This is a genomic window from Sinorhizobium sp. GQ132 (assembly GCF_059758575.1).
Genome location: NZ_JCAXDX010000002.1, coordinates 157,228 through 182,411, shown reverse-complemented (window position 1 = coordinate 182,411; position 25,184 = coordinate 157,228). Strand labels below are relative to the sequence as shown.

Genomic DNA, 25,184 nt, shown 5'->3' with positions numbered 1-25,184 from the left:
GACCCGGCGATGACAATCGATTTCTCGCCGCTTCTCGCCTGGCCGTATCTCGCGGCACTGGCGCTTGTCGCAGCCGTTCTGGCGGCACTCGGTATCTGGCGCGGCGTTCGGGGAGCCTGGATCAGGGCGGCGGCGCTGGCTGCATTCTGCCTCGCGCTTGCAAATCCCGTCCTCTTCCAGGAGGAGCGCGAACCCCTCTCCACCATTGTCGCCGTCGTTGTCGACCGCAGCCAGAGCCAGGAGAACGGTGACCGCCGCGCGCAGACCGACCAGGCACTCGAGGGGCTCAAGCAACGCCTTTCCCGTTTCCCCCAGATCGAGGCGCGCATTGTCGAAGCCGCCGACGGCGAGGAAACCGAGGCCCCCTCGACCAGGCTCTTCGGCGCCCTGACAACGGCGCTCGCAGACGTGCCGCCCGCCCGTGTCGGCGGCGCCATCTTCATTACCGACGGCCAGATCCACGACGTGCCGGACGTCAACCAGAAGCTCGGCTTCGATGCACCCGTCCACGCCCTGATCAGCGGCAAGCCGGACGAGTTCGACCGGCGCATCGAAATCGTCAGCGCCCCCCGCTTCGGCATCGTCGGCGAACAGCAGAGAATGACCTTTCGGGTCGTGGATGACGGCGCGGCTCCCGGCGGCAGCGCCGAGGTGACGATCCGCCTGAACGGCAACGAGATCGCCACGGAGCAGGCGGAGCCCGGCACAGACGTTCCGTTCAGCTTCACCGTTCCGCGCGGCGGCAACAACATCCTGGAATTCGCCGTCAATCCGGTTGCCGGCGAGGTGACGGAGACGAACAACCGCGCCGTGCATGTGCTCGACGGCATCCGCGAAAATCTTCGCGTGCTCCTCGTTTCGGGAGAGCCGCATGCGGGCGAGCGCGCCTGGCGCAACCTCTTGAAATCCGATGCCGCGGTCGACCTCGTCCATTTCACCATTCTCCGGCCGCCGGAGAAGCAAGACGGCACGCCGATCAACGAACTCTCGCTCATCGCCTTCCCGACGCGGGAGCTTTTCGTCGACAAGATCAGCGAGTTCGACCTCATCATTTTCGATCGCTACCAGCATCGTGGCGTGCTGCCGATCCTCTATTACGACAACATCGCCCAGTACGTGCAGAACGGTGGAGCGCTGCTGATCGCCGCCGGGCCGGAGCACGCCGGCGACGATTCGATCGCCGCGACCCCGCTTGCGGCGGTGCTGCCGGCAACGCCGACCGGCGTCATGAACGAGAAGGCGTTCTTCCCCCGGCTCTCGGAGGAAGGAAAGAAGCACCCGGTCACCCGCGGGCTCGAAGGGGCAGCGGACGAACCGCCGGCCTGGGGCCGCTGGTTCCGTACCGTCGACGTGGACAGGCCGCTCGGGCAGACGGTAATGGAAGCTGCTGACGGCAAGCCGCTGCTGGTCCTCAATCGCGTCGGCAAGGGGCGTGTCGCCATGCTGCTCTCCGACCAGGGTTGGCTTTGGGCGCGCGGCTTCGAAGGGGGTGGGCCGCATGTCTCGCTCTATCGCCGCACGGCGCATTGGCTTATGCAGGAGCCGGCGCTCGAAGAGGAGGCGCTCACCGCCCGCGCGATGGGCCGGACGCTCGAGATCACGCGCCAGACGATCGAAGGAGATCCCGGCCAGGCGACCCTCACCTATCCTTCCGGCCGGACCCAGGAAGTCACGCTCACGGAAGGCGAGCCGGGGCTCTACAAGGCTGAGGTCGAGACCAATGAAATCGGCCTCTTCGAAGTTGCCAACGACGAATTGACGACGCTCGTCCATGTCGGCAACGTCGATGCGCCCGAATTCAAGGCGGCGATTTCCACGGAGGAGAAGATCAAACCCTGGGCGGAGAAGACGAAGGGCCTGGTCCGCCGTCTGGCCAGCGCCGACGGACCCGTCGACCTCCCGTCTATCCTCCCGGTTCGCGGCGCCGTCCGCGTGGCGGACGATCAGCGCCTGTCGCTGCGCATGACCGACGAGACGGTGCTGAAGGGCATTGATTCCCTTTCACTTTTCGCGGGGCTCTTCGGCCTGGCGGCACTGCTCTTCCTCATCTCCGCTACCTGGTATCGCGAGGGTCGGTGAACGCCGACTAGGCCACGGCTTCGCCATTCTCGGGCCAAGGACGACGAATAGCCGACGTCCAGAGATCAGGCAGCCGCCCCTTGCGCCTCCGTGCGCGCAGTGAGGCAGGTGGCGCCGTCATCCCGCCAGGCGATCACGCCTTCAAGCCGGGCGTGAACGTCCGGCGCGACCGGCACGACGAGAACCCTCGCGGGATCGACGGGACCCGGGAATTGGAGCGCGCCGTGGCGTACCTTCTCGAAACCGAGCGGCTGGTAATAGGGCGGATCGCCGACGAGGATAACCGCTTCGGTGCCCTTGCGGCGCGCCGCTTCGACTGCAATACGGACGAGTTCCCGGCCGATGCCCTGGTTCTTGTGCGAGGGCCGGACGGCAAGCGGGCCGAGCAGATGTCCTTTCACCGAACCGGCCGTTACCGGCGTCATCCGGACCGACGCGATCGTTTCGCCGTTATCGGCGCAGATGAAGGAGAGCGCCCGGTCATGGGGCCCCTGCTCGCGAATCCGCGCGGCGGCGCGGGTGAAGCGACCCGGCCCGAACGCCTCTTCATTGATGATTTCGATGGCTGCGTCGTGGGATGCGTCTTCGGTCAGATAGACGAGATCGTGCTTTTTCATGTGTCGAGAACCGGCATGCGAACGGACATGGAGGATGGCTCGCCCCGAATGGGCGTTTGCAGCATCAGCGTCGTCGCAGGCTTCCCGACAGGATCATTGTTGTGATCGTTCCCAGATGAAAGAGCTACCGTTTCGCCGATAGCAGAAAAATGCTGCCAGTCAAAGGGTAAAACGCACTGTTCGGAATTTCACATCTATCGGCCGCGGTTCTCAGCACTAATTATGACGTCAGCAAACGATCGAAAGGAGTTGGCCTATGGGTAGGCTCGTGAATGGCGTCTGGCAGGATGTCTGGTACGACACGCGTGCGACGAACGGTCATTTCAAGCGCAGCGAATCGCAGTTCCGCAACTGGATCACGGCAGATGGATCGCCCGGCCCTTCCGGCGAAGGCGGCTTCGAGGCCGAAGCGGGCCGCTATCATCTTTATGTGTCCCTTGCCTGCCCCTGGGCGCACCGCACGCTGATCTTCCGCAAGCTCAAGAAGCTCGAAGACCTCATCTCTCTTTCCATCGTCGACCCGCTGATGCTGGCCAATGGCTGGGAATTCAAGGGAGAGGACCGTGAGGGCGAGAACGGCGGCACCGCCGATCACCTCTTCGGCTCGCGCATGCTCTGGGAAGTCTATCTGCGCGCCGACCCGGTCTATTCCGGCCGGGTGACGGTGCCGGTCCTCTGGGATAAGCGGAAGAACACGATCGTCTCGAACGAGTCCGCCGAAATCATCCGCATGTTCAACTCGGCCTTCGATCGTCTGACCGGCTCGACGGCAGATTTCTGCCCGCAAGATCTGCGTCCCGAAATCGACGCGCTCAATGCGCGTATCTACGACGCGGTCAACAACGGGGTCTACAAGGCCGGCTTCGCAACCAGCCAGGCGGCCTATGAGGAGAGCGTCGCCGCCCTCTTCTCCATGCTGGACGAACTGGAGAACCGCCTCGCGTCGAAGCGCTATCTCACGGGAGACCGCCTGACGGAAGCCGATTGGCGGCTCTTCACGACACTCGTCCGTTTCGATCCGGTCTATGTCGGCCATTTCAAATGCAACATCCGCCGCATTGCGGACTATCCGAATCTCTACGGCTATCTGCGCGAGCTCTACCAGGTGCCGGGCGTCGCCGAGACGGTCAATATGCACCACATCAAGCAGCACTATTACCGCAGCCATACGACGATCAATCCCACGGGCATCGTGCCGGCGGGTCCGGTGCTCGACCTTGGAGCGCCGCACGGGCGGGATAACCTCTGAACAAGGATGAGAGAAAATGGGCGCTAGCCGCTTGTCCCTTCGTCCGCTTGCGGGGGAGAAGGGACAAGCAGGCGCATGAGGGGGCGATCGGTCGCCTACCAGAACGTATCGGGCGCCGCGCTTCCAGCGAGCTCCGCCAGCCGGCGCCGGGTCGCAGGCGTCGTGTCCGCCGGAAGGTCGTCGAGCGGAAAGAAGCCCGCCGCGGCGATTTCGAGATCCGCACGCTTCGGCCGCTCCTGGCGGACATTATCGCAGCGGAAGAAGATGACGTGATCGCGCTTGCTGGTGCGCCGGTTGTAGTAGACCTGAAAGAGCAGCGGTGCCGTCGTCAGCACGAGGTTGCCCTCCTCCTTGAGTTCGCGGGCAAGGCCCTCCACCGCAGTCTCGTTGCGGTCGAGGCCGCCGCCGGGAAGATGCCAGCCCGGCAGATAGGAATGCCTTACGAGAAAGACCCGCCCCTCATCGTCGAAACAGGCAGCCCGCACGCCGAGCGTCATGCCGCGGGCCAGGGCGAAATAAACATGGGCAAACCGCGTCAGAAAGCGGAGCCGCCAGGAGGGCATCTCCGGCCCGCGGCTCTCGTCCATACGCCTTCTCCTCACATTCACGGTTTCCGGGAATAGTCCATTACTGATTCCCCTTCCCGGGAATATGCGCTAGACGAGATTAATGTTCAAACTTGCGCATATATCCGATGTCCACCTGGGGCCTTTGCCCGATCTCTCCCTCCGCGAACTCGCTTCCAAGCGGATCACCGGATTCGTCAACTGGCACAGGAACAGGGTGCGCCATCTCTTTCCCGGGACGCTCGACTGCCTGATGCAGGACATCGAGGTGCGCAATCCGGATCACCTGGCGATCACCGGAGATCTCGTCAACCTCGCCTCTTCGCTGGAGATCGAAGCGGTTACCGAATGGCTCGCGGACGCGGGCGACCCCAATGAAATCTCGGTGGTTCCAGGCAACCACGACGCCTATGTGCCCGGCGCATACGAGAAGATCACGCATGCATGGTATCCCTTCATGCGCGGCGACGACGGCCCCAGCGGCTGGATGAAGAAGCATGCCTGCTTTCCCTATATGCGGGTGCGCGGAAGGGTGGCGCTCATCGGCTGCTCGACGGCCGTGGCCACTCCCCCTTTCGCCGCGAGCGGCTATTTCGGGCCGCGACAGGCGCGCGCGACGGTCAACCTCCTTCGCCAGGCCGGCGAAGCCGGATTGTTCCGCATCGTCATGATCCATCACCCGCCGATTCGCGGCGCGACCTCGATGCACAAGCGCATGATCGGCATCCGCCGTTTCGCTGCCACCATCTCCGCCGGCGGGGCCGAGCTGGTTCTGCACGGCCACACGCATCTCAATACGCTCCACTGGCTCAAGGGGCATACGGGGCCGGTGCCGGTCGTCGGCATCGCATCCGCTTCGCAGGGTCCCGGAGGCAGCAAGCCCGTCGCCGCCTATAATCTCTTTTCCGTCGACGGCGAGCCCGGAGACTGGCGGCTGACCCGGGAGCGCTACGCGATCAACCCGGACGCGACCGGCGTGGTGCTCGCCGAAACGACGTATTTCTGAAACGCCGGAAGCCTCTCGGTGCCGGCCGATTCAAGGACCCGCGCCGGCGTGGGGAAAACCGGTTGCCGGGGCGCAAAAACCTCTTTCCGTTCCGGCTCTTCCCTTGCAGACTTAGGACCAAATGTTCCATATCATTGATGGTGCGTCCGGATGGCGAATGGACGCGCGATCCGGCACGTTTTACTGGAAGAGCAATGCGCCCAGCGGCAGAAATGAAGGATTTCAGACGGGATTTGGTCAGCCTGCTGCCCAAACTGCGCCGCTTCGCGATCACGCTGGCCCGCAATGCCAATGATGCCGACGATCTCGTCCAGGAAGTTTGCGAGCGGGCAATCGCGCGCGGTCACCTATGGAATGGCGAGGGCCGGCTGGAAAGCTGGGTCTATGCGATGACCCGCAATCTCTGGGTGGACGAAATCCGCAAGCGCAAGGTGCGCAGCGCCGGTGCGGTCGACGTTTTCGAGCGGGAAGAACCGCACGTCGAAGCAACAGCCGAAAAGGCCGCCTATGCCAATCAGGTGCAGAAGATGATCCTGTCGATGCCGGAGGGACTGGCAAGCGTCTTCCTCCTCGTCAATGTCGAAGGCCACAGCTACCGGGAAACGGCGGAGATCCTCGGCATCCCCGTCGGTACGGTCATGAGCAGACTGTCGACGGCGCGGCTCAGGCTCGCGGCCATGTTGTCCGAAAATACGGAAAGGAGGGCCTGACCGTTGCTGCGAACGAAGGGGCTGACGCTCGAGGTGCGGTTGTCCGCCTATATCGACGGCGAACTCGCAGAAAGCGAAAAATCCGAGCTTGACGATCTTCTCGCCCGCGACGACGAGGCAAGGGCATTGCTCGACAAGCTCAAGTCGGGCAGCGCCTTCGGCAACGGGGCTTTCGAAAACTTCCTCCATGATCCGGTGCCGCTGGCGCTGGTGCGCCAGATAAAGCAAGGCCCCGGCATCAACCCGAAATCGGAGCGGGTAACGACGGCCAGCCTTCCAAGACGAAGCGCTCGCATCTGGCCGCGCATCCTCGCCGCTTCCACCGCCCTTTTCCTGCTCGGCGGAGCCGCCGGCTTCATTCTCGGCAGCGCCACGGATTTCGTCGAGCCGATGAACCAGGCCGATGACCGCCCCTGGATCGACGATATCGTCGGATCTCACCGCATCTATTCGCGCCAGAAGGAGCATCTGGTCGAGGTGCCGGGAACGCAGGCGGCCGAGATCGAGACCTGGCTTGCCGCAAGCGTCGGCGTGAGCTTCGCTGTCCCCGATCTCGCCCGCAAGGGATTATCCTTCGAAGGGGCGAGGCTCCTTGCCGCCAACGGCAGGCCGGTTGCCCAGCTCGTCTATCGCGACCGGGAGGGAGAGGTCTTCACCATCTGTTTTCTCAAGCAAGGCGACGCGCAACAATCCGGCGAATTCACCGAGACCATCCGCGGCGACCTCGGCTTGATATCGTGGCAACGGGAAAGCGTCTCATTTGTGATGATAGGTCCGTCCTCCGACCCCGCTCTGCAGGACCTTGCCGAAACGGTGGCGGCGAATATTTGACGCTGATCAAGACCGAGTATCTGCCCCGCACAGAGCCATCGCGACCTTCTGCTCATGGGAGGCAGAGCCATCGCATATGAGCCAGGGTCGGAAGCGTTTCCGCGACCCTATCGAAGATCAACCTAAATGAGCGCTGCCCAATACCATTACCCTCTCTCCGCGCGCGGAGAGAGGGTCGGGGCAAGGGGCACCTACCAGGGCAAGCGCGTCACTTCCCCATCACGTCCAGCACGCGGTTGGCAGCCGAGACAATCGCCTCCAGTGAGGCGGCCACGATATTGGTGTTGATGCCGACGCCGAAGAGCTTGCCGCCCGGATACTCGACCTCGACATAAGCGATCGCAGCGGCGTTCGAACCATGCTGCAGCGAATGCTCGGAGTAATCCGCCACCGAGAGTTCGACGCCGAGATAGATCGACAGTGCGTTGATGAAGCCGTCGATCGGGCCCGTGCCCTTGCCCTCGATCTGTCTGGTCTCGCCGCCGTCCGTGATCTCGGCGGCAACGACGCGCAAGCCTTTGTGCTCGCCTACAGGGTAGGTGTGATGGTCGACGAACTTGATGCGCGCGCCCGGCTGCTCGACATAGCTTTCGATGAAGCGCTGATGGATGCGCTTCGAGGGCAGCTCCTTGCCTTCCTCGTCGGTGATGCGCTGGACTTCCTCACGGAACTCGATCTGCAGATTGCGCGGCAGATTGATCCCGTAGTCCTCCTGCAGGATATAGGCGATGCCGCCCTTGCCCGACTGCGAGTTGATGCGGATGATCGCTTCATAGCTGCGTCCGACATCGCGCGGATCGATCGGCAGATAGGGTACCTCCCAGGTCGGCTTGTTCGCCTGTTTGATCGCCTTCATGCCCTTGTTGATGGCATCCTGATGCGAGCCGGAGAAAGCCGTGTAAACCAGTTCGCCGACATAGGGGTGGCGTTCCGGAATGACCATCTGGTTGGAATATTCGTAGACTTCCTTGATCCGCTCGATGTCCGAGCAGTCGAGCTTGGGATCGACGCCCTGCGTGAACATGTTGAGCGCCAGCGTCACCACATCGACGTTGCCGGTGCGCTCGCCATTGCCGAAGAGCGTCCCCTCGACACGGTCGGCGCCCGCCATCAGCCCCAGCTCGGTTGCGGCAATGCCGGTGCCGCGGTCATTGTGCGGATGCAGCGAGACGATCAGGTTCTCGCGATTGTCGAGATTGCGGCACATCCATTCGATCTGGTCGGCATAGATGTTCGGCGTCGCCATCTCCACGGTCGAGGGCAGGTTGATGATGAGCTTGTTGTCCGCCGTCGGCCGGACGATCTCGATCACGGCGTTGCAAATCTCCAATGCCACTTCGAGTTCGGTGCCCGTGAAGCTTTCCGGCGAGTACTCGAAGCGATAGCCGCCGCCCGCTTTCGCGGCCATGTCGGTGATCATCTTGGCGGCGTCGGTCGCGATCTGTTTGATGCCGGCCACGTCCTTGCCGAAGACGACGCGGCGCTGCAGCTCGCTCGTCGAATTGTAGAAATGCACGATCGGCCGGTGCGCACCTTCAAGCGCCTCGAAGGTCCGCGCGATCAATTCCGGCCGGCACTGTACCAGCACCTGCAGCGACACGTCTTCGGAGACGTTGCCTTCCTCGACGCACCAGCGGGCGAAATCGAAATCCGTCTGCGACGCGGAGGGGAAGCCGATCTCGATCTCCTTGAAGCCCATGTCCAGGAGGAGGTGGAACATGCGCGCCTTGCGGTCGTGACCCATCGGGTCGACGAGTGCCTGGTTGCCGTCGCGAAGATCCACGGAACACCAGATCGGCGCCTCGGTAATCGCCTTTGACGGCCACGTGCGATCCGGCAGCGCGATCTGCGGATAGGGCTGATATTTCACAGCCGCTTCGGGCATGCCGGTCTTGATGGAATGCGATTTCAAAATCATGTGCAGCTTCTCTTCGTCACTGGAGCGTAGCCTGCCGCATGCAATAGCCGATCATTCGGGACATTGCGATGGCGATGCCGCGGGGGCCGCGCGATTTGGTTCAGCTTTTCTGGATTTCGAGGAGCAGGTGCCGGCAAGGCTTTTCGGCCGCCGGGCGCTCCTCAGCGAACCCGGCAACCGCGGATAAGGCCGAGAAGAAGAAGGGAGGCGAAGGCGCGCGCAGGAGCACGATTGGCATCGTGTCCCGAAAAGATCGCTGCGATCTTGTTTGCGTCGGCCTCAGTCATGGAAAAGCCTATACACGGCTTGGTAAAGCGGAGCAAGAGTGCCCTCTCCTCGGGGTTTGGTCCGAGGACGAGCCCTTTCCCCGCGCGTGGGGGAAAGGGGTCTGAGGCGGCGCCTCGCCTCCCTTCGCCCCGCTTGCGGGAGAAGGTGTCTGCAGGCGGATGAGGGGCGGACGCTCTAGATTTCCGCGATGGAGGTGACGATGCGCGAAACGAGACCGTAGGCCTTCGCCTCTTCCGCACCGAGCCAGTAATCGCGATCTGTGTCCTTGGCGATCTTGTCGACCGGCTGTCCGGTCGCTTCGGAGAAGATCCGGTTCAGACGCTCGTTCATCTTGATGATCTCGCGTGCCTGGATCTCGATGTCGGAAGCCATGCCGCGCGTTCCGCCCGAGGGTTGGTGCAACAGGAAGCGGGTGTTCGGCAGGCACAAGCGCTGCTCCTTGGGCGCAGCGACATAGATGAGCGCGCCGGCGGATGCGACCCAGCCGGTGCCGATGGTCCAGACCTTAGGCTTCACGAACTTGATCATGTCGTGGATGCTGTCGCCGGATTCGACATGGCCGCCGGGCGAGTTGACGAAGAGGCGGATATCGTCGTCGCTGGCCGCGGCAAGCGCCACGAGCTGCGAGCAGACCTTCTGCGCGAGTTCCTGGGTGATGGTCCCGTAAATGAAAATCGAACGCGACTTGAAAAGGTTCGCCTCCGTCTCCTTGCCCAAGGGCAATTCGGTCTTCTTTTCTTCCTGGTCGTCGTCGTTCCGCATTCTTCGGACTCCTCATGAAATGTCTTCCAACCAGATAATGCGACTCGACGGCGAAAACAATGCAAACGGCGGCGTTAACACGGTTCGAACCGCCCGCCTCGGCACGATGGTAAACAGGCCCCGCCAAATGACGTATGGACAGCCGGTGGGAGCCCAATAAGATCAGCGGATCATCAATGTCCGTATCGGGGCCCAGAATGAAGAAATCCGTCCTTCTCGCAGCCGCGCTCTTCGCCGGCTCCTCCGCGCCTGCCTTCGCCCATCTCGATCCAGCCGAACACGGGTCGGTGATGGCGGGTCTTTCCCATCCGCTGTTCGGAGCCGACCACGTTCTTGCGATGATCGCCGTCGGCCTTTGGGCGGCTCAGATCGGCGGCAGGGCTCTGTGGAGCGTGCCGGCTGCCTTTGTCGCGACGATGGTGCTCGGCTTCGTTCTCGCCCACGCCGGCGCTCCCCTGCCCCTTGTCGAACCGGCCATTCTCGCCTCCGTCGTGGCGCTCGGCCTGGTCGTCGCCATAGCCGTCCGGCTTGACGCGGCAACGGCTGCAGCCATCGTCGCGGCCTTCGCGCTCTTCCATGGCCATGCCCACGGTGGAGAATTGGGCTCGGCCGGCACCTGGTCGTTTGCAGCAGGATTCGTGATCGCAACCGCTCTTCTGCACATTGCCGGCATCGGTCTCGGCATGGGGCTCGCCCGGCTTGCGGAGCGCGGCGTCGTCACTCGTATCGTCGGCGGCGCCACCGCCATAGCCGGCGCAGCCTTGATCCTCGGATGATACTGGTTCGCTCCGCGCTGCCGCAGGAGGCGGACTTTCTCGCTCAAATCGGCCTTGAAGCCTGGCGCAAAGGCATAAAGCCGCTTGTGCCGGCGCATGTTGCGGCGGCCACCGAACAGAACAATCCGTTTCTGCCGTTCGTGCGAGAACTGGGGCCTCGCATTCTCGTCGCTGAAGTCGATGGAGAAGCTGCCGGCCTCGGCGCCCGCGAGCACGATGACGATGTCATCAGCGATATCTGGGTGGCTCCCGCCTTCGAAGGACGGGGCGCCGGATCGGCCCTCATAAAGGCGCTCGAAGCGCAAATCGCCGAGCGTGGATACAGGCAAGCCGCAATCCAGGTGGCGGCCCAAAACGAGCGGGCGCTTCAACTCTACCAGCGTCTCGGCTACCGAGTGCTTTGGAGGAAGGTCGCTTTCGACCCGATACTCCAGACCGAACTGGAAAAGATCGGCCTGTCAAAAGCAGTTCGGCTCGATCGATAGGGAAATCCGTGCGAACCGGCGGGCGGCTCATCCCCAGGTCAGCGGATCCAGCCGAAGATAGAGGCGAGACGGTCCTCGCAAATCGGCCACCGCCATCATCCCCGTCCGCGATAGGTCGGCACGCCCTGATCCGGCAGCCAGACGCCCTCGGGCGGGTTTCCCGTCTGCCAGAAAACGTCGATCGGGATGCCGCCGCGGGGATACCAGTAGGCGCCGATCCGTAGCCACTTCGGCGAAAGCAGCGAAACCAGCCGCTTGGCGATCTCGATCGTGCAATCCTCGTGGAAAGCGCCGTGGTTGCGGAACGAATGCAGGAACAGCTTGAGCGATTTCGATTCGACCAGCCAGCCGTCCGGCACATAGTCGATGACGATATGCGCGAAGTCGGGCTGCCCGGTCATAGGGCAAAGCGAGGTGAACTCGGGCGCCGTAAAGCGCACGACGAAATCCGTGCCGCCGTGCCCGCTCGGCACCCTTTCGAGAACCGCTTCTTCCGGGCTCTGGGGCAGATCGACCTTCGTCCCCAGTTGTGAAAGTCCCGATACGTCAGTCTTGGTCATTTCCGTGATGCTCCACTAACTTTAACGCGCACCCCGTGCGCCTTTTCGCCTTCCGGTTCGACGTGAATGGCGATCTCCGCGCCCGAGTGCACGACGCGAATCGCCTCCTCGATCCGGTCGCAGATATCGTGCGCGTCACCGACCGCCATCGCCTCCGGCACGACCATGTGAAAATCCACGAAAATCGCCGGGCCCGCCTGACGCGTCTTCAGATCATGGACCCCGAGAGACCCGCCGGCATTAGCCGCGATCGCCGCCTTGATCGCCTCCTCCTCGTCCGCCGGCACCGCTCTGTCCATCAGCCCGTCGACGGAGCGCGAAATCACCTTCCAGCCCTGGAAGAGGATGTTGCCCGCGACGATCACGGCGAGCAGCGGATCGAGGATCGCGTAGCCGGTGGCGATGGCGAGAAGAAGGCCGACGAGCACGCCCACGGAGGTCACGACATCGGAGAGAATATGCTGGCCGTCCGCACTCAAGGCCGGCGAGCGATGGCGGCTGCCGGCGCGGATAAGCACATAGGCCCAGATCGCATTGACGACGCCGGCGGCGAAATTGATGGCGAGGCCTAGCGTCGGTGCATTCAGAAGCACCGGTGCCATCATTTCGGGGATGGCTTCCCAGATAATCAGCAACGCCGCCAGGACGATCAGCACGCCTTCGATGACCGCGGAGAAGTATTCCGCCTTGTGATGCCCGAAGGGGTGATCGGCATCGGCCGGCTTTGCCGCATAGCCGATCATCGCATAGGCAATCACCGCGGCGACCACGTTGACGGAGGATTCCAGCCCGTCGGACAGGAGCGCCACCGAGCCCGTCACCCACCAGGCGAGCATTTTAAGACCCATCACGGCCAGCGACAGGGGGATGCCCCAGAAGGCGAGTCGCAGGATGGTACTATTGTCGGTTCCGGTCATCGTCATTCCTCCTGCAGATGCAAACGAGTTGCAGATGCAAGGCCATTCAAATGCAAAACCGCCCGCGCGGGTTTTCGCGCAGGCGGATCATGGGCGCCATATGGGCGATTACGGGCCGCTTGTCAAACGGTCGAATGCCTCCGGCCGATACAGCCGACGCGCAAGAGGTCAGGCTGCCTTGGTCTTCGCCCGCTTGGCGAGATGGGCAACCACGTTCTCGATCATCCGCATGCCGGCGTCACCGCCGAGCGTCATGATCGATTCCGGATGGAACTGCACGGCCGCCACCGGCTCCTTGCTGTGTTCGATGCCCATGATCGTACCATCTTCGCTTTCGGCCGTGATCACGAATTCGCGCGGCAGGTTGGACGGATCGGCGAAAATCGAATGATAGCGCCCGACCGTCACCTCCTTGCCGAGGCCGGAGAAGACGACACCGGGTTCGAGCACGCGGATGCGCGAGGGTTTCCCGTGCATCGGGATCGCCAGTTGACGAAGATCGCCGCCATAGGCATCCGCGAGCGCCTGCAGCCCCAGGCAGACGCCGAAGATCGGCAGGTCCCGCGTCCGCGCCTTCTTGATCGTCGCCTTGCAGTCGAAGTCCTTCGGGGTGCCGGGACCGGGCGAAAGCACGACGAGGTCGGGCTTGACCCGGTCGAAGATTTCCTCGGCCACGGGCGTGCGCACGGTGGTGACAGTCGCGCCCGTCTGGCGGAAGTAGTTCGCCAGGGTATGGACGAAGCTGTCCTCGTGATCGACGAGCAGGATGCTCACTCCGGCGCCAACGGCAGCGACATCGCGCGCGGCCTTGGCGCTGTTTGCAGATTTGGCGTCGCGGATGGCTGCAATCATGGCAGAGGCCTTCAGTTCGGTTTCGGCTTCTTCTTCTTCCGGATTGGAATCATAGAGGAGCGTCGCACCCGCCCTCACCTCGGCGATCCCGTCCTTGATGCGGATGGTACGCAAGGTCAGCCCGGTGTTCATGTCGCCGTTGAAGCCGACCATGCCGATCGCGCCCCCGTACCAGGCACGCGGGCTCTTCTCGTGGCTCTCGATGAAGCGCATGGCCCAGAGCTTCGGCGCTCCGGTAACGGTCACCGCCCAGGCGTGGCTGAGGAACCCGTCGAAGGCGTCCATATCGTCGCGCAGGCGCCCCTCGATGTGATCGACCGTGTGGATCAGCCGCGAATACATCTCGATCTGACGGCGACCGATCACCTTGACCGAGCCCGGCACGCAGACCCGGCTCTTGTCGTTGCGGTCCACGTCCGAGCACATGGTGAGTTCGGACTCGTCCTTCTTCGAGTTCAAGAGCTTCAGGATCTGCTCGCTGTCTGCGATCGGATCGTCGCCGCGCTTGATCGTGCCGGAAATCGGGCAGGTCTCGATGCGCCGGCCGGAAACGCGCACGAACATCTCCGGCGAAGCACCCACCAGGTATTCCTGGTTGCCGAGATTGATGAAGAAGGAATAGGGCGACGGATTGATCGCCTTCAGCCGATTGGAAATCTCGGACGGGCGGCTTTCGCAGCGCTCGTAGAATTTCTGCCCCGGCACCACTTCGAAAAGATCGCCGCGACGGAAGCTTTCCTTCGCCTTGACGACCAGTTCGGCATATTCGCCCGGGCGGTGATCCCCGTGCGGCGGGATGCTGTCGACGCTCAGGAACGGCTCGGGAGCGATGTCCCCTGCCTTGCCCTCGGTCGAAAGGTCCTCCCTGGCGAAATCGTAGCGGTCGATCCAGGCCTTTGCCGCATAGTGATCGACCACCAGGATTTCGTCCGGCAGGAAGAGAACCATGTCGCGCTGGTCGTCCGGACGCGTAAGCTTCAGTTCGATCGCATCGAACTGGAAGGCGAGGTCGTAGCCGAAGGCGCCATAGAGGCCGAGGTTCGAGTCCTCCTCCGAGTGAAAGAGGTTCGTCACCGCGCGAAGAACCGTAAAGACCGTCGGCATCTTCGACCGCTCTTCCTCGGTGAAGACACGATCGGGCTCGTTGATTGTGAGGTCGAGACGACGGGGCGCAAGCGCGCCGAGCGTAATGTCGGCAACGGACTTCAGATCCTCGGCGATCAGCGCCAGCAGCACTTCGCCGCGTTCGTTATAGGCTTCGATCCACAGCGAGCGACCGAAGGAGGAGATGGCAAGCGGCGGGTCGACCACCGCAGTGTCCCAACGGGTATAGCGGCCGGGATATTCGTAGTTCGAGGAGAAGACCGCGCCGCGGCGTTCGTCGAGCCTGTCGACATAGCCGGCGATCGCGTCGCTGTAGGATGCCTCGCGCCGCCTGCGGGTGACGACGATGCCACCCTTCGTGGTATAACTCTCCGCGCCGTCTTCCAGAATTACCGCTGCCATTCGTCTCGCTCCGTAAAAGCCCGGTCTTTCCACGCGGCCAGAATACGAAAAAAGCCGCCTCGAAATCTCCGGGCGGCTCCATCTCTCAATCACGCATGACTGGTCAAGGCCGCCTCAGCGAGCCCACCACCAGATCGCAATGTTCTGCATGTTTGCCATGGGCGGAAGTGTTAGCGCGGCTTGCAGTGGCGCGCAAGCGGGAAAACCGCGGACCCAATCTGTCCCTTGAAAAAAAGAGGCGGCCACAGCGGCCGCGCTCTCTATGTGTGCCGCCGGATCCTCAGAACCGCTGCGTCATCGAAATCTTGAAGGTTCGCCCCGGCTCCGAATAGAATTCGGCAGGCTGCGTGAACACATTCTGCGTGTTCACCGCATCCCAATAGGTCTTGTCGAAGACGTTGTAGACCCCCGCATTCACCCTCAGACCCGGCAACTGCTCCGGCTCCCACCAGCCGGTGACATCGACGATGCCGTAGCCCGGTGCCTTGAAAGTGTTCGTCGATTTATCCGAAACGTCCATCGCCGCCGTCAGAATGACATCGGTTCCCCAGGTTTCGGTGGCGTAACCGACATTGAGGACTCCCTTCAGCGGGGCAACGGAGCCAAGCACCTCGTCGGTATCGAGATCTCGGCCATAGGCATAGGCGAGTGCGGTGCGGACATGGACGCCATTGCCGAAGACTTTGTGGCCCGATACCTCGACCCCATGAATAGAAACATTGGCACGGTTGATCGCCTCCGTGATGCCGATCGGGTAGATGCCGGTCGGATCGCGAGAAAAGCGTTCGTCAATGAAATTCTTATAGCGGTTGTAGAAAGCGCTGACTCGGCCGCCGAACTCGTCGTCACCAAGATTCGCGCCGACTTCGAAGCCATGGCTCGTTTCGGGCTTGAGATCGGGATTGCCAATGCTCAGATAGCTGCCCGGCGCGCCGTAATTCAGATAGAGTTCCTCGGCCGTCGGCGGCCGGAAGGCCATCGCCCACTGCGCGAAGAGCTCGACCTCTTGCGCTGCCTGATAGGTTGCAAGAAGCTTCGGCGACAGCGCCAGATCGCTCTGTCCCGGCGGCAAGCCGTCATAATTGGGGTTGCGCATATAGGCGGCGGTATTCTCCGGCGAATAATCGTACCAGTCGAAGCGCAGACCCGGCGTCAGCGCGAAGGGACCGTCGCTGATCGAGATGCGATCCTGCAGGTAGATGCCGATCTTCCTGCTGTCGACGTCGGGGCTGTCGGACTGGTTTGTGTGCAGGAAGTTGCAGGAAGGACTCGGCGCCGTGTCGCAGCTATCCTCGCCCGAGGAATATTGGTGCAGCTTGCCGATGGCAAAGTCGCCGCCGAGCGTGACCTTATGCTGCAGGGAGCCAGTGTCGAAGTACTTGTCGACATAACCGCTGGCGCCGAAGCTCTCTTCTTCGGCCTCGTTGAGGCGGGAATAATCCCCGATCACCGAGGTGCTGCGATAGGCGTCGCTACCGTTCTCGCGAAACAGGCGCTGCCAGTTGATCGTGGCCGAGGCGCTGTCGAACCAGGCGTTGTCGTCGGTGGCCTCGAATTCGTAATCGAGCGACAGGCGCTCGCGCCGGGTGTTGTCGAGCTTGTCGTAGTTACCTGGTCGATAATTGCCGGTAGGGCTCTGGCCGGACATGAAGTCGATGTCCTTGTCACGGTCGAAGCGCTCGGCCGTAAAGCCGAAGGTGTGGCCGCTATCGGTATATTGCCTTACTTTGAAGAGGAGATTGTTCTGGTCGTAGTCGGCAGGGTCGGCCTCGGTGCGCGTTGTGGAATAGCCGCCAACGTTGCCGTTGCTTTCCTGCTCATGCCCTTTCTTGTAGCCGCCCTGGAAAAGGACCGCCGTATCGTCGTAGCGCGCGGCAACTGCGGCGGACCCGCCGAGACTTTCGTCCTCGCCGTCATAGGCGAATTTGAAGATACCACCCCAGGTCTTGCCCTCGCCGATCAGGTCCTCCGGCTCGAGTGTGCGCAGCACCACGGCTCCCCCGAGCGCGCCGCCGCCCGCACGGCTGGAATCGGCGCCGCGAACGATGTCGATCGTCGAAAGGGCGGCAAAATCGAAGCTGTCGATGCCTCCATCGGCGTCGCGCGCCCCATCGTCGATAAAGGGGATGGGAATACCGTCGATCGTCGTCAGCACGCGCGGCCCTTCGAGGCCCCGTATATTGACGCTGCCATTCGTGCGGTTGAAGTTCACCCCTGGCTCGAGGCTCCTGCCCAAATCTTCGAAGCTCGAAATCTGGTTGTTGTCCAGTTCCTCTTCCGTCACCTGCTCTGCAAGCGGTGTGTCCGCCACGCCCTCTTTCTCTCCCCCCCTGACGGAAAGTTTCTTTAAGACCGTTACGCGCCCCTGCTTTTCGGCGGCACCCGCCGCCTCTTCGATGGATTGCGCATGAGAAATTGTTGCTCCGGCGAGGGTAGCGAATGCCGTGCAAGCCAAAAGTGCCAGGCGATGATGCCGGTTTAGCATGGACCAGTCCTTTGAAAGTGTTGGCCGGGCTTGCTGTTGAGCGGCGAACTCAAGGGCTGGCTGGGCTGGTAGGGGGCGGCAATTTCCGCCTTATTTCAGCCACATACGAAAACATGAGTGTTATTGTCAATATATATCTGGGGGTTCTTCCTCATCTTCATGCCTGCGGTGCGGCCCCGTCCTCAGTTTCAGCACAATTTGAAACAGGATCGTTCCCGGTGCGTTTCGCCGTCTGGGGCTGCAGAAAAGCCCGGGGCTGCAGAAAAGATGGAGAGGACCTCATGCGCCACGCCGGAATCATTCTGATCTCCGCGTTTCTCCTTTCGGGAGCGGCCTTGCCCAAGACCGGACCGGTACCCGAGCCGCGTCCCTCCGCCGGCAGCGGCCAGCCGACGCCCACGCCCAAGCCCGTTACGCCGCCGCCGGGTGATGCTGAGAGCCTGGAAAAATCCGGCGGAGAAAAGAAGGACGGGGCGCGCGCAGCGCAGGAATTGCCTCCGAACTGGAAGGACGACGCCCTCGACGTCGGCCCTGTGCTGACGATCGAAAAGGAGAGTCCCCAGGAATATGCATCCTGTCTCTCGGAATTGAAATCGCTCGGCACCGCCTTTGCCGAGGTCGATGGCATCGACGACGGCAAGGGCTGCGGCATCGACAAGCCGATTAGGGTCAGTGCGATACTGCCCGACGTGACGCTGAAGCCCGAGGGGGTGATGCGCTGCAAGGCGGCGCTGGCGCTCGCGCGCTGGACGAAGGAAACGGCGGCACCGGCCACCAGAAGCGCCTTCGGCGCCGAGACGCGCATCGTCGCCTTGAACCAGGCATCAACCTATATCTGCCGCCTGAGGAACAATGCAGAGACCGGCAAGATATCCGAACATGCGCGCGGCAACGCGGTCGACATCGCCTCGTTCACGCTCAGCAACGACAAAACGATCGAGATTCAGCCCCGCGACGAGGACGGCACCCTCACCGGCGCGTTCCAGCGGGCGGTCACGGCTTCGGCCTGCCTGTATTTCACGACCGTCCTCGATCCCGGCAGTGACGCGGCGCATGAAGATCATCTGCATCTGGACGTTATCGAAAGAAAAAACGGATACCGCTATTGCCGCTGAGGAGGCGCGCGCCCTCGACCCGCTGCCGCGACCTTCTCCCCGCATGCGGGGAGAAGGGAATTGCGGCGAGCGCCCGCGCGGCAGAGCCGCCTCAAAACAACCCCTCGATATACCCCTGCTCGTTCAGCCGTATCCGTTCCGAAGAAGGCACCTTCGGCAGGCCGGGCATCGTCATGATCTCGCCGGTGATGACGACGATGAAGCCGGCGCCGGCAGCCAGCCGGACCTCGCGGATCGGCACGGTGTGGCCGGTCGGCGCCCCGCGCAGGTTCGGGTCGGTGGAAAAGGAATACTGCGTTTTAGCCATGCAGATCGGCAGATGGCCGTAGCCCTGATCTTCCCAGGTGCGCAGCTGATCGCGAACCACCTTGTCGGCGATCACCTCGCTCGCATGATAAATGTCCTTGGCGATCGTTTCGATCTTTTCGAAGAGAGGCATCTCGTCCGCGTAGAGCGGTGAGAACTGCGAATGGCCGGCATTGGCGAGGTCCACGACCTTGTAAGCGAGCTCCTCGATGCCCGCCGAACCCTCTGCCCAGTGCTTGCAGAGAACCGCTTCGGAGCCGAGCGTGCGGACATAGTCCTTGATCGCACGGATCTCGGCCTCGGTATCGGAGGTGAAGTGGTTGATCGCGACGAGCACGGGGACGCCGAATTTCTTGACGTTCTGGATGTGGCGGCCAAGGTTCGGGCATCCCTTCCTCAGCGCCTCGACGTTCTCCCTGGCGAGATCCTCTTTCTTGACGCCTCCGTTCATCTTGATCGCCCGGACGGTGGCGACGATCACCGCTGCATCCGGCTTGAGACCTGCCTTGCGACACTTGATGTCGAAGAATTTCTCTGCGCCGAGATCCGCTCCGAAACCGGCCTCGGTCACGACGTAATCGGCAAGCTTCAACGCCGTCGTGGTGGCCACGACCGAATTGCAGCCATGCGCGATGTTGGCGAAGGGGCCGCCATGGACGAAGGCGGGATTGTTCTCAAGGGTCTGGACCAGGTTCGGCTGCATCGCGTCCTTGAGCAGCACCGCCATCGCCCCGTCGGCCCTGATGTCGCGTGCAAAGACGGGGCTCTTGTCGCGGCGGTAGCCGATGATGATGTTGCCGAGGCGCCTTTCGAGATCCTTGATGTCCATCGCGAGGCACAGGATCGCCATGACTTCCGAGGCGACGGTGATGTCGAAGCCGGTCTCTCTCGGATAGCCGTTGGCGACGCCGCCGAGCGAGCCGACGATCTGGCGAAGCGCCCGGTCGTTCATGTCCATGACCCGCCGCCAGGCAATGCGGCGAATGTCTATCGCCTGCTCGTTGCCCCAATAGATGTGGTTGTCGATCAGGGCAGCGAGAAGATTATGCGCCGACGTAATGGCATGGAAATCGCCGGTGAAATGAAGGTTGATGTCCTCCATCGGCACCACCTGGGCGTAACCGCCGCCCGCCGCCCCACCCTTGATGCCGAAACAGGGGCCGAGCGACGCCTCGCGAATGCAGACGATCGCCTTCTTGCCGATCCGGTTCAGGCCGTCGCCGAGACCGACGGTCGTCGTCGTCTTTCCCTCGCCCGCCGGCGTCGGGTTGATGGCGGTCACCAGGATGAGCCGGCCGTCCCTCTTTTCCTGCTGCGCCGCAATGAACTCGGCGCTCACCTTGGCCTTGTCATGGCCGTAGGGAAGCAGATGCTCCGGCGGAATGCCTAGTTTCGCCCCCACCTCCATAATCGGTTGCTTGCGCGCGGCACGCGCGATCTCGATGTCGGACTTTACCTCTCCCACGGCTTCCCCCCAGTTTGCCTCGCGCATCCCGCCTCCTCCGCGGGGTGCGCAGGTTCCATTCCTTTGCCTAGGCTCGCACGTCGCCCGTCAACGGGCAAGAATGTCGCGCATTTCCACGAGGTTCGACCGGACGCGGAGAATGTAGAAGCCCATCGTCGCGAGATGGGTCGGCATGATCCAGCCGTCCTCGCGGCCGTTCGAGATGATGAGCGGCTGGATTCTGAGCGCCGCGCGAAGCTGCTTCATCGTTTCGGTATAGATCGGCCCCAGGCCACGCTGGGTGACGACATTCTCGAAATCGGCACCGGCAGCCGAGAGAATGCCGTAATAGCCATAGAGCTGGCCGAAGGCGAACCAGAAGCGGTCGTCGGCCCGCGTGTCGAACCAGCCGCCATTGTGGAACTCCGAACGTTCGCGGATGATCGCCGAGGTGTTGCCGAGATCATTGGCGACGCGGTCGAGGAACTCGACCATGTTGTCGGACCGGCCGTCGAAGATTGCCTCGCACTTGCCGAGCGAAACGTTGAACTTCCTGAGGTCGCGCATCGCCGAGCGATAGAAGCTGGGCGTCGGGGTCTTCGGACCAAAGGGGTTAAGGCCGAAATACCAGGTTTCCTCGTCGAACTGGATATTGCCGCGCGCGCTCTGCAGGTCCGCATTGACTCCCGATGTACCGCGGACACGGCCGAGCGAATCCACCAGTTCCACCGCTGTGCGCCGGACCGCCTGATTGATGCCGCGCTGGAAGGACGCCTTGTTGTCCAGCCAGGGCGTATCGTCCCAGTCCAGTCCGAAAAAGCCGAGCTTGTAGCCGAGCATCGACGAGATCCAGGCATTCTGATTGACGTTGAGATCGATGAGATCGGCCGCCACCTCGACGACGGCCGAGGTCTGGCAAACCGTTCCGGCCGGAAGCTCCGCCACAGCGAGAGCCTCGGTCGTGCTGTCCGCACCGGACGGTGCGACCGTAGCTCGGTTCACGTCAGCCGCAGAACCGGACTGGCCCGTCGTCGTTCCAGGTCCGCTGACGGGCGAACCGGCCGGAGTCCTGCGGTCGGCGAGCTTGTAGCGGTCGACATAGTCCGGGTCGAAATTCGTCCAGGCTTGCGTCTGCCAGACAAAGTAGGCGTAGAAGAGCACGAGGCAGAGGAGGATCAGGCCGATCGGCCCCTTGATGATCCAGCTTCGTCCCCGGTACCAGTTGCCGAGCGCGACGAACGGCCAGAGAAGCCAAGCCACCGCCAATCCGATGCCACGGCCGATCGCCGTGAATACACGCTGGAAGAACGCAACGATCGGATCGAACATGTTTTATTCCTCTTTGAGACCGTAGAGCTTATGACGGAAGGCGGCCTTGTCCTTGAGATATGTGCCGGTCAGTGTCGCAACAACATATTCGCGGAACTTTTCGCTGTAGCCCTCATAGGCTTTGTAGAAGCCTTGCTTGTCGAACACGAATCGCGAGACGAAATCGCGAGGGACGAGTTCGGAGATCAGGCGGTTGACGAGCCATTGATCGGGATGCTGCGGGGCGGCCCGGACGAGCAGAAACCGGTTCTCCGGGGCGACGTCCTGCATCCTGATCGTACCCGTCGCGGCGATCGCCCGCGCCATTTCCTGGAGAAAGGGATAAATCCCGTCGCGCGCCACCAGCGCGGCATTGCGGTGGATCCAGGTCTGGAGCCATATCCGGTCGACACTCGTCAGATCGGCCTGCGGATCGGCATCGTTGACGAGCCCACGGATCACCATGTCCGCGCGATGCTGGAAGAGGCCGGACTCCTGCACCCAGGATGCCTGCGGCAATTGCAGCCGGTTGGTCGTCGCCAGAAAGTCATAGATGCGGGCGTGGTCGGTTATGGCGATGTAGCTGACCTGCCAGGGCCGCGAACGGCGAAAACCGGGCACGGAAGGGTCGCAGATGACCGTCGTCGTCTTCTCGTCGAGAAAGACGTAGACGCCGCCGAAGTGATTTGCCCAGAAGGCCTCATGGCGGAAGACGAGTTCGTCCGGCACGAGCACGTTCTGCCTTATGTCGCCGGTCGTCTTGGCGAGTTCGACCATCCGATCGAGCATCGCGTCGTCCGCCCACGCGTTCGGCACCTTCTTCAGCCGGTCGACGAGCTCGCGCAGTTCGGTCGCCTTGCCGAGCATGTCCTCGGCCGAGAGCACCCGGAAGCGGACTTCGTTGATGGAAAGCAGATCGTCAATGTCCTCGACGACCGAGACCGAATCCTCGATCTCGCCGTAGAGCGCATCCTTGATGGTGATCGCATTGATCGCGCGGCCATTGGCGTTGAAGAATTCGTGCATCAGCGCCGCGGTGTTTGAGAAGCTCGTGTGCACGACCGGCAGATCCGCCTGCGCCGGCGTCAGGATGATGAAGCGCCGGTTGACCCGGTTCGGATCCAGATAGTCGCGGTCGCCGATTTCCTCGGCGATTTCGGGTGAGAAGCCGGTCATGTCGATGCTGAACCGCTGAAGAGCCGTCGGCTTCAGCCCGAAGCCTTTGAGAGCCTTGTTGTAGCGCGAGACGAGATGCGGTTCGGAAATGTCGAGCAGCCGTCCATAGATGAGCTCCGCTTCCAAAAGGCGCTTCATGCGGCGATGCTCCTCAGCATTCTGCCCCTCACCCTGGCCCTCTCGCCGCGCGCGGGGAGAGGGGACACCGTCGTGGTCTGCTTCAACCTCCCCGGCCAGAAGCAAGTTCGTCCCCTCTCCCCGCCTGCGGGGAAAGGGTTAGGGTGAGGGGCAAATGCCGCGAACACAACCTTCATCCCTGCCACCTGCCCTCGCGCTTCATGGTCTCGATCTCTCGGATCGCCCTCTCGCGCTGACGCTCGCGGCGGATGATCTCGCCGACGGCCGCATCGTCGGATTTGTCGGTGTAGCGGAACTCGCTATCCGCATAGCGGTTGATTTCCTGCAGCACCATGTCGATGGTGATCGGGCCTCGCAGTTGCTCGATCATCGCCTTCTTCTCGTCGTAGGGCCTATGCATGAACGTGCCGCCGTCCCGGAACCAGTCGTCGGGCAGTTCGACGTCCATGGCCCTCAGCTTGACGGCATCGGTGATGTTCCTGATGGCGCGCCCGGTGAAGCGGGGTTCCGCCTCCCTGATCATGTGCAGATAGGCGCCCACATCGGCGAGCGTGGCGATCTTGCCCTTCTCCTTCTGATAGCGCTCCCAGACGGCGGCAAGCCCCTCCTCCTGCGGTCGCGCATGCGCGGCATAGGATTGCGAGACGGCGCGCTTGATCTCCTGACCGGCATAGAGGTCGTGCTCGCCGAGCGGGATCTTGTGGTTCTTGCCGACGAGCAGCGCGAAGATGTCGATGTAGTCGTCCTCCGTCTGCGGCCCGTCGACCAGCCAGCGCGCACCGGCCCGCTGGCGCAGCGCGTCGTCGACATTCTCGGGATAGTTGGAGAACATGCCGAAGGTGCAGTTGCCGCGCACCACCGTCGAGGCGCCGGCGAAGCTCTCCATCAGCACCGCCGTCACCTCGTGCTGACCGGCCGAGGCACGGTCGTCGGAGCGCTTAGCCGCCACCTGGTCGACATCGTCGATCGTGCCGAAGCCGATCGCCCGCGGGTTCACGACGTTGTTGACGAATTCCTTGCAGTTCTGGCCCGATTTGCCCTGATAGGAGGAAATCTGGTCGACGCCGAAATTCTCGTAATGGAAGGGATAACCGGCGATGCCGCAATATTCGTGCAGCATGCCGGCGAGCATCTGGATCAGGATCGTCTTGCCGGTACCCGGCATGCCGTCGCCGATGAAGGTGAAGAGAAAGCCGCCGAGTTCGACGAAAGGGTTCATCTGCCGGTCGAAGTCGTAGGCCATCAGCATCTTGGCGAGCTTCAGCGCCTGGTACTTGGCGATGTGATTGCCGATGATCTCCTCGGGCTTCTTGAAGGTCATCACCAGCGGCTTGCGCTTCTGCCCGGGCGCGACGTCGAAACCATTGAGCGTAAAATCGTCCTGGTCGAGCCGGATATGCACGCTCTCGAAATTCTGCAGACCGGTGAAACGCGCCTTGCGCGCAATCAGACCCTCGATCGCGATGCGGGAAAAGGCCCGGGCTCGTGCGGCCAGAGCGAGCTCGTCCGGCGCACCGGCGATGCTGCGGTCGAGACCGGCGACCATGGTTTTCAGCGCATCCTGCGGCGTGTCGAAAAGGAAATCCGGCTCCGCGGCATCGTCCACCGGCTCGCCCTCTTCCTGCAGCGTCGCGCCGAGATAGGCGGCAAGCGTGAAGGCGGCGATATAGGCCGAAGCGGAGAGCAGCGCCTTGAAATGAGCCGCATCCTCGCCGGTAAGTGGCGCGGTGGCGTTACGCGCCTGCAATTGTTCAAGGTTCGTCTGCCGCGCGAAGACATCGGCAGCCGCCAGCGCCACCTGGATGCCGCGACGGGTGCGATAGAGCACCGAATGCTGCGCCGGCGACAGGAGCGGGTCGGCGCTGCGAACCGCCTGGATGGTGCGTGCGAGTTCGACCTCGCGGCTGCGGCGCTGACCGCCGGTCGATACCGTCGAGACGAAACGGCGCCCCGTCCCTGCCAGCGGAGTGGCGGCCGCGCCATCGTCCCGCTCGACAATGGCAAGCTTGGTGACCAGGCTCTGCGCCACCGCCTGATGTCTGGCGATATCGTCCTCATGCAGTGTCGTCAGCCCTGTGTTCAATGCCATG

At 62.7% G+C, this 25,184-nt stretch carries 20 protein-coding genes; 8 read left to right on the top strand and 12 right to left on the bottom strand.

Features of this window, described 5'->3' with window-relative positions:
* The first annotated feature begins 9 nt into the window (after positions 1–9).
* Entirely contained in the window at positions 10–2,079 is a 2,070-nt protein-coding gene (locus AC6CIG_RS04970; RefSeq protein ID WP_127710117.1) for a hypothetical protein, read from the top strand.
* Between the two features lie 65 nt (positions 2,080–2,144).
* Here the strand turns inward: AC6CIG_RS04970 and AC6CIG_RS04965 are convergent, their stop codons facing one another.
* Positions 2,145–2,696, bottom strand: coding sequence for a GNAT family N-acetyltransferase (locus AC6CIG_RS04965; RefSeq protein ID WP_018095665.1), 552 nt, complete (start codon positions 2,694–2,696; stop codon positions 2,145–2,147).
* A gap of 256 nt (positions 2,697–2,952) precedes the next feature.
* Between AC6CIG_RS04965 and AC6CIG_RS04960 the strand changes: the two genes are divergently transcribed.
* Positions 2,953–3,945, top strand: coding sequence for a glutathione S-transferase family protein (locus AC6CIG_RS04960; protein ID WP_127710119.1), 993 nt, complete (start codon positions 2,953–2,955; stop codon positions 3,943–3,945).
* Between the two features lie 95 nt (positions 3,946–4,040).
* On the opposite strand, the gene AC6CIG_RS04955 is transcribed toward AC6CIG_RS04960, so the two are convergent.
* Positions 4,041–4,532 (bottom strand): NUDIX domain-containing protein, encoded by a 492-nt coding sequence (locus AC6CIG_RS04955; protein WP_127710121.1) that lies wholly within the window; start codon positions 4,530–4,532, stop codon positions 4,041–4,043.
* Positions 4,533–4,614: 82 nt separating this feature from the next.
* Here AC6CIG_RS04955 and AC6CIG_RS04950 point away from each other — a divergent pair, with 82 nt between their 5' ends.
* The 3 genes from AC6CIG_RS04950 (at position 4,615) to AC6CIG_RS04940 (ending at position 7,058) form a co-directional block, all read left to right on the top strand.
* Positions 4,615–5,517: a metallophosphoesterase family protein gene (locus tag AC6CIG_RS04950; RefSeq protein ID WP_127710123.1), complete on the top strand. Its 903-nt coding sequence runs from the start codon at positions 4,615–4,617 to the stop codon at positions 5,515–5,517.
* A 194-nt stretch (positions 5,518–5,711) separates the two neighbouring features.
* The gene (locus AC6CIG_RS04945; protein WP_127710125.1) at positions 5,712–6,227 is read left to right on the top strand and encodes an RNA polymerase sigma factor; all 516 of its coding nucleotides are present in this window, start codon (positions 5,712–5,714) and stop codon (positions 6,225–6,227) included.
* Between the two features lie 3 nt (positions 6,228–6,230).
* A complete protein-coding gene (locus AC6CIG_RS04940) occupies positions 6,231–7,058 on the top strand; it encodes an anti-sigma factor family protein (protein WP_127710127.1) in 828 nt (275 codons plus the stop codon).
* Between the two features lie 208 nt (positions 7,059–7,266).
* On the opposite strand, the gene leuA is transcribed toward AC6CIG_RS04940, so the two are convergent.
* Both leuA and AC6CIG_RS04930 read right to left on the bottom strand, forming a co-directional pair.
* Positions 7,267–8,976 carry a 2-isopropylmalate synthase gene (gene leuA, locus AC6CIG_RS04935; protein ID WP_127710129.1) on the bottom strand — a complete coding sequence of 570 codons (1,710 nt, stop codon included), beginning with the start codon at positions 8,974–8,976 and terminating at the stop codon, positions 7,267–7,269.
* 462 nt (positions 8,977–9,438) lie between these two features.
* Entirely contained in the window at positions 9,439–10,026 is a 588-nt protein-coding gene (locus AC6CIG_RS04930) for an ATP-dependent Clp protease proteolytic subunit (protein ID WP_003534438.1), read from the bottom strand.
* 197 nt (positions 10,027–10,223) lie between these two features.
* Here AC6CIG_RS04930 and AC6CIG_RS04925 point away from each other — a divergent pair, with 197 nt between their 5' ends.
* On the top strand, positions 10,224–10,802 hold the full coding sequence (locus AC6CIG_RS04925; protein WP_127710131.1) for a HupE/UreJ family protein: 579 nt from the start codon (positions 10,224–10,226) through the stop codon (positions 10,800–10,802).
* Positions 10,799–11,287, top strand: a complete 489-nt coding sequence (locus AC6CIG_RS04920) for a GNAT family N-acetyltransferase (protein ID WP_164866931.1) — start codon at positions 10,799–10,801, stop codon at positions 11,285–11,287. The genes AC6CIG_RS04925 and AC6CIG_RS04920 overlap by 4 nt, the downstream gene beginning before the upstream one ends.
* A gap of 95 nt (positions 11,288–11,382) precedes the next feature.
* On the opposite strand, the gene queF is transcribed toward AC6CIG_RS04920, so the two are convergent.
* The 4 genes from queF to AC6CIG_RS04900 all read right to left on the bottom strand — a co-directional run bounded on the left by queF (position 11,383) and on the right by AC6CIG_RS04900 (position 17,607).
* Entirely contained in the window at positions 11,383–11,847 is a 465-nt protein-coding gene (gene queF / locus AC6CIG_RS04915; RefSeq protein ID WP_018095676.1) for a preQ(1) synthase, read from the bottom strand.
* Positions 11,844–12,764 (bottom strand): cation diffusion facilitator family transporter, encoded by a 921-nt coding sequence (locus tag AC6CIG_RS04910; protein WP_127710133.1) that lies wholly within the window; start codon positions 12,762–12,764, stop codon positions 11,844–11,846. The genes queF and AC6CIG_RS04910 overlap by 4 nt, the downstream gene beginning before the upstream one ends.
* Positions 12,765–12,932: 168 nt before the next feature.
* Entirely contained in the window at positions 12,933–15,122 is a 2,190-nt protein-coding gene (locus AC6CIG_RS04905; protein ID WP_127710135.1) for an anthranilate synthase, read from the bottom strand.
* Positions 15,123–15,402: 280 nt separating this feature from the next.
* Positions 15,403–17,607: a TonB-dependent hemoglobin/transferrin/lactoferrin family receptor gene (locus AC6CIG_RS04900; protein ID WP_127710137.1), complete on the bottom strand. Its 2,205-nt coding sequence runs from the start codon at positions 17,605–17,607 to the stop codon at positions 15,403–15,405.
* A gap of 281 nt (positions 17,608–17,888) precedes the next feature.
* On the opposite strand from AC6CIG_RS04900, the gene AC6CIG_RS04895 reads away from it, so the two are divergent.
* Positions 17,889–18,722, top strand: a complete 834-nt coding sequence (locus tag AC6CIG_RS04895; protein ID WP_127710237.1) for an extensin-like domain-containing protein — start codon at positions 17,889–17,891, stop codon at positions 18,720–18,722.
* Positions 18,723–18,813: 91 nt separating this feature from the next.
* Here the strand turns inward: AC6CIG_RS04895 and AC6CIG_RS04890 are convergent, their stop codons facing one another.
* The 4 genes from AC6CIG_RS04890 to AC6CIG_RS04875 all read right to left on the bottom strand — a co-directional run bounded on the left by AC6CIG_RS04890 (position 18,814) and on the right by AC6CIG_RS04875 (position 25,183).
* Positions 18,814–20,520: a formate--tetrahydrofolate ligase gene (locus AC6CIG_RS04890; protein WP_201269674.1), complete on the bottom strand. Its 1,707-nt coding sequence runs from the start codon at positions 20,518–20,520 to the stop codon at positions 18,814–18,816.
* A 60-nt stretch (positions 20,521–20,580) separates the two neighbouring features.
* Positions 20,581–21,801: a DUF2333 family protein gene (locus AC6CIG_RS04885; protein ID WP_127710139.1), complete on the bottom strand. Its 1,221-nt coding sequence runs from the start codon at positions 21,799–21,801 to the stop codon at positions 20,581–20,583.
* Between the two features lie 3 nt (positions 21,802–21,804).
* Positions 21,805–23,094 carry a DUF6638 family protein gene (locus AC6CIG_RS04880; RefSeq protein ID WP_127710141.1) on the bottom strand — a complete coding sequence of 430 codons (1,290 nt, stop codon included), beginning with the start codon at positions 23,092–23,094 and terminating at the stop codon, positions 21,805–21,807.
* Between the two features lie 172 nt (positions 23,095–23,266).
* Positions 23,267–25,183: an AAA family ATPase gene (locus AC6CIG_RS04875; protein ID WP_437408801.1), complete on the bottom strand. Its 1,917-nt coding sequence runs from the start codon at positions 25,181–25,183 to the stop codon at positions 23,267–23,269.
* Position 25,184: the final 1 nt, after the last annotated feature.

Excerpts from the sequence above, each read along its gene's own strand:
- AC6CIG_RS04970 (WP_127710117.1), top strand. The coding sequence starts at position 10 with ATGACAATCGATTTCTCGCCGCTTCTCGCCTGGCCGTATCTCGCGGCA.
- AC6CIG_RS04965 (WP_018095665.1), bottom strand. The coding sequence starts at position 2,696 with ATGAAAAAGCACGATCTCGTCTATCTGACCGAAGACGCATCCCACGAC.
- AC6CIG_RS04960 (WP_127710119.1), top strand. The coding sequence starts at position 2,953 with ATGGGTAGGCTCGTGAATGGCGTCTGGCAGGATGTCTGGTACGACACG.
- AC6CIG_RS04955 (WP_127710121.1), bottom strand. The coding sequence starts at position 4,532 with ATGGACGAGAGCCGCGGGCCGGAGATGCCCTCCTGGCGGCTCCGCTTT.
- AC6CIG_RS04950 (WP_127710123.1), top strand. The coding sequence starts at position 4,615 with ATGTTCAAACTTGCGCATATATCCGATGTCCACCTGGGGCCTTTGCCC.
- AC6CIG_RS04945 (WP_127710125.1), top strand. The coding sequence starts at position 5,712 with ATGCGCCCAGCGGCAGAAATGAAGGATTTCAGACGGGATTTGGTCAGC.
- leuA (WP_127710129.1), bottom strand. The coding sequence starts at position 8,976 with ATGATTTTGAAATCGCATTCCATCAAGACCGGCATGCCCGAAGCGGCT.
- AC6CIG_RS04930 (WP_003534438.1), bottom strand. The coding sequence starts at position 10,026 with ATGCGGAACGACGACGACCAGGAAGAAAAGAAGACCGAATTGCCCTTG.
- AC6CIG_RS04925 (WP_127710131.1), top strand. The coding sequence starts at position 10,224 with ATGAAGAAATCCGTCCTTCTCGCAGCCGCGCTCTTCGCCGGCTCCTCC.
- AC6CIG_RS04920 (WP_164866931.1), top strand. The coding sequence starts at position 10,799 with ATGATACTGGTTCGCTCCGCGCTGCCGCAGGAGGCGGACTTTCTCGCT.
- queF (WP_018095676.1), bottom strand. The coding sequence starts at position 11,847 with ATGACCAAGACTGACGTATCGGGACTTTCACAACTGGGGACGAAGGTC.
- AC6CIG_RS04910 (WP_127710133.1), bottom strand. The coding sequence starts at position 12,764 with ATGACCGGAACCGACAATAGTACCATCCTGCGACTCGCCTTCTGGGGC.
- AC6CIG_RS04905 (WP_127710135.1), bottom strand. The coding sequence starts at position 15,122 with ATGGCAGCGGTAATTCTGGAAGACGGCGCGGAGAGTTATACCACGAAG.
- AC6CIG_RS04900 (WP_127710137.1), bottom strand. The coding sequence starts at position 17,607 with ATGCTAAACCGGCATCATCGCCTGGCACTTTTGGCTTGCACGGCATTC.
- AC6CIG_RS04895 (WP_127710237.1), top strand. The coding sequence starts at position 17,889 with ATGCGCCACGCCGGAATCATTCTGATCTCCGCGTTTCTCCTTTCGGGA.
- AC6CIG_RS04890 (WP_201269674.1), bottom strand. The coding sequence starts at position 20,520 with ATGCGCGAGGCAAACTGGGGGGAAGCCGTGGGAGAGGTAAAGTCCGAC.
- AC6CIG_RS04885 (WP_127710139.1), bottom strand. The coding sequence starts at position 21,801 with ATGTTCGATCCGATCGTTGCGTTCTTCCAGCGTGTATTCACGGCGATC.
- AC6CIG_RS04880 (WP_127710141.1), bottom strand. The coding sequence starts at position 23,094 with ATGAAGCGCCTTTTGGAAGCGGAGCTCATCTATGGACGGCTGCTCGAC.
- AC6CIG_RS04875 (WP_437408801.1), bottom strand. The coding sequence starts at position 25,183 with ATGGCATTGAACACAGGGCTGACGACACTGCATGAGGACGATATCGCC.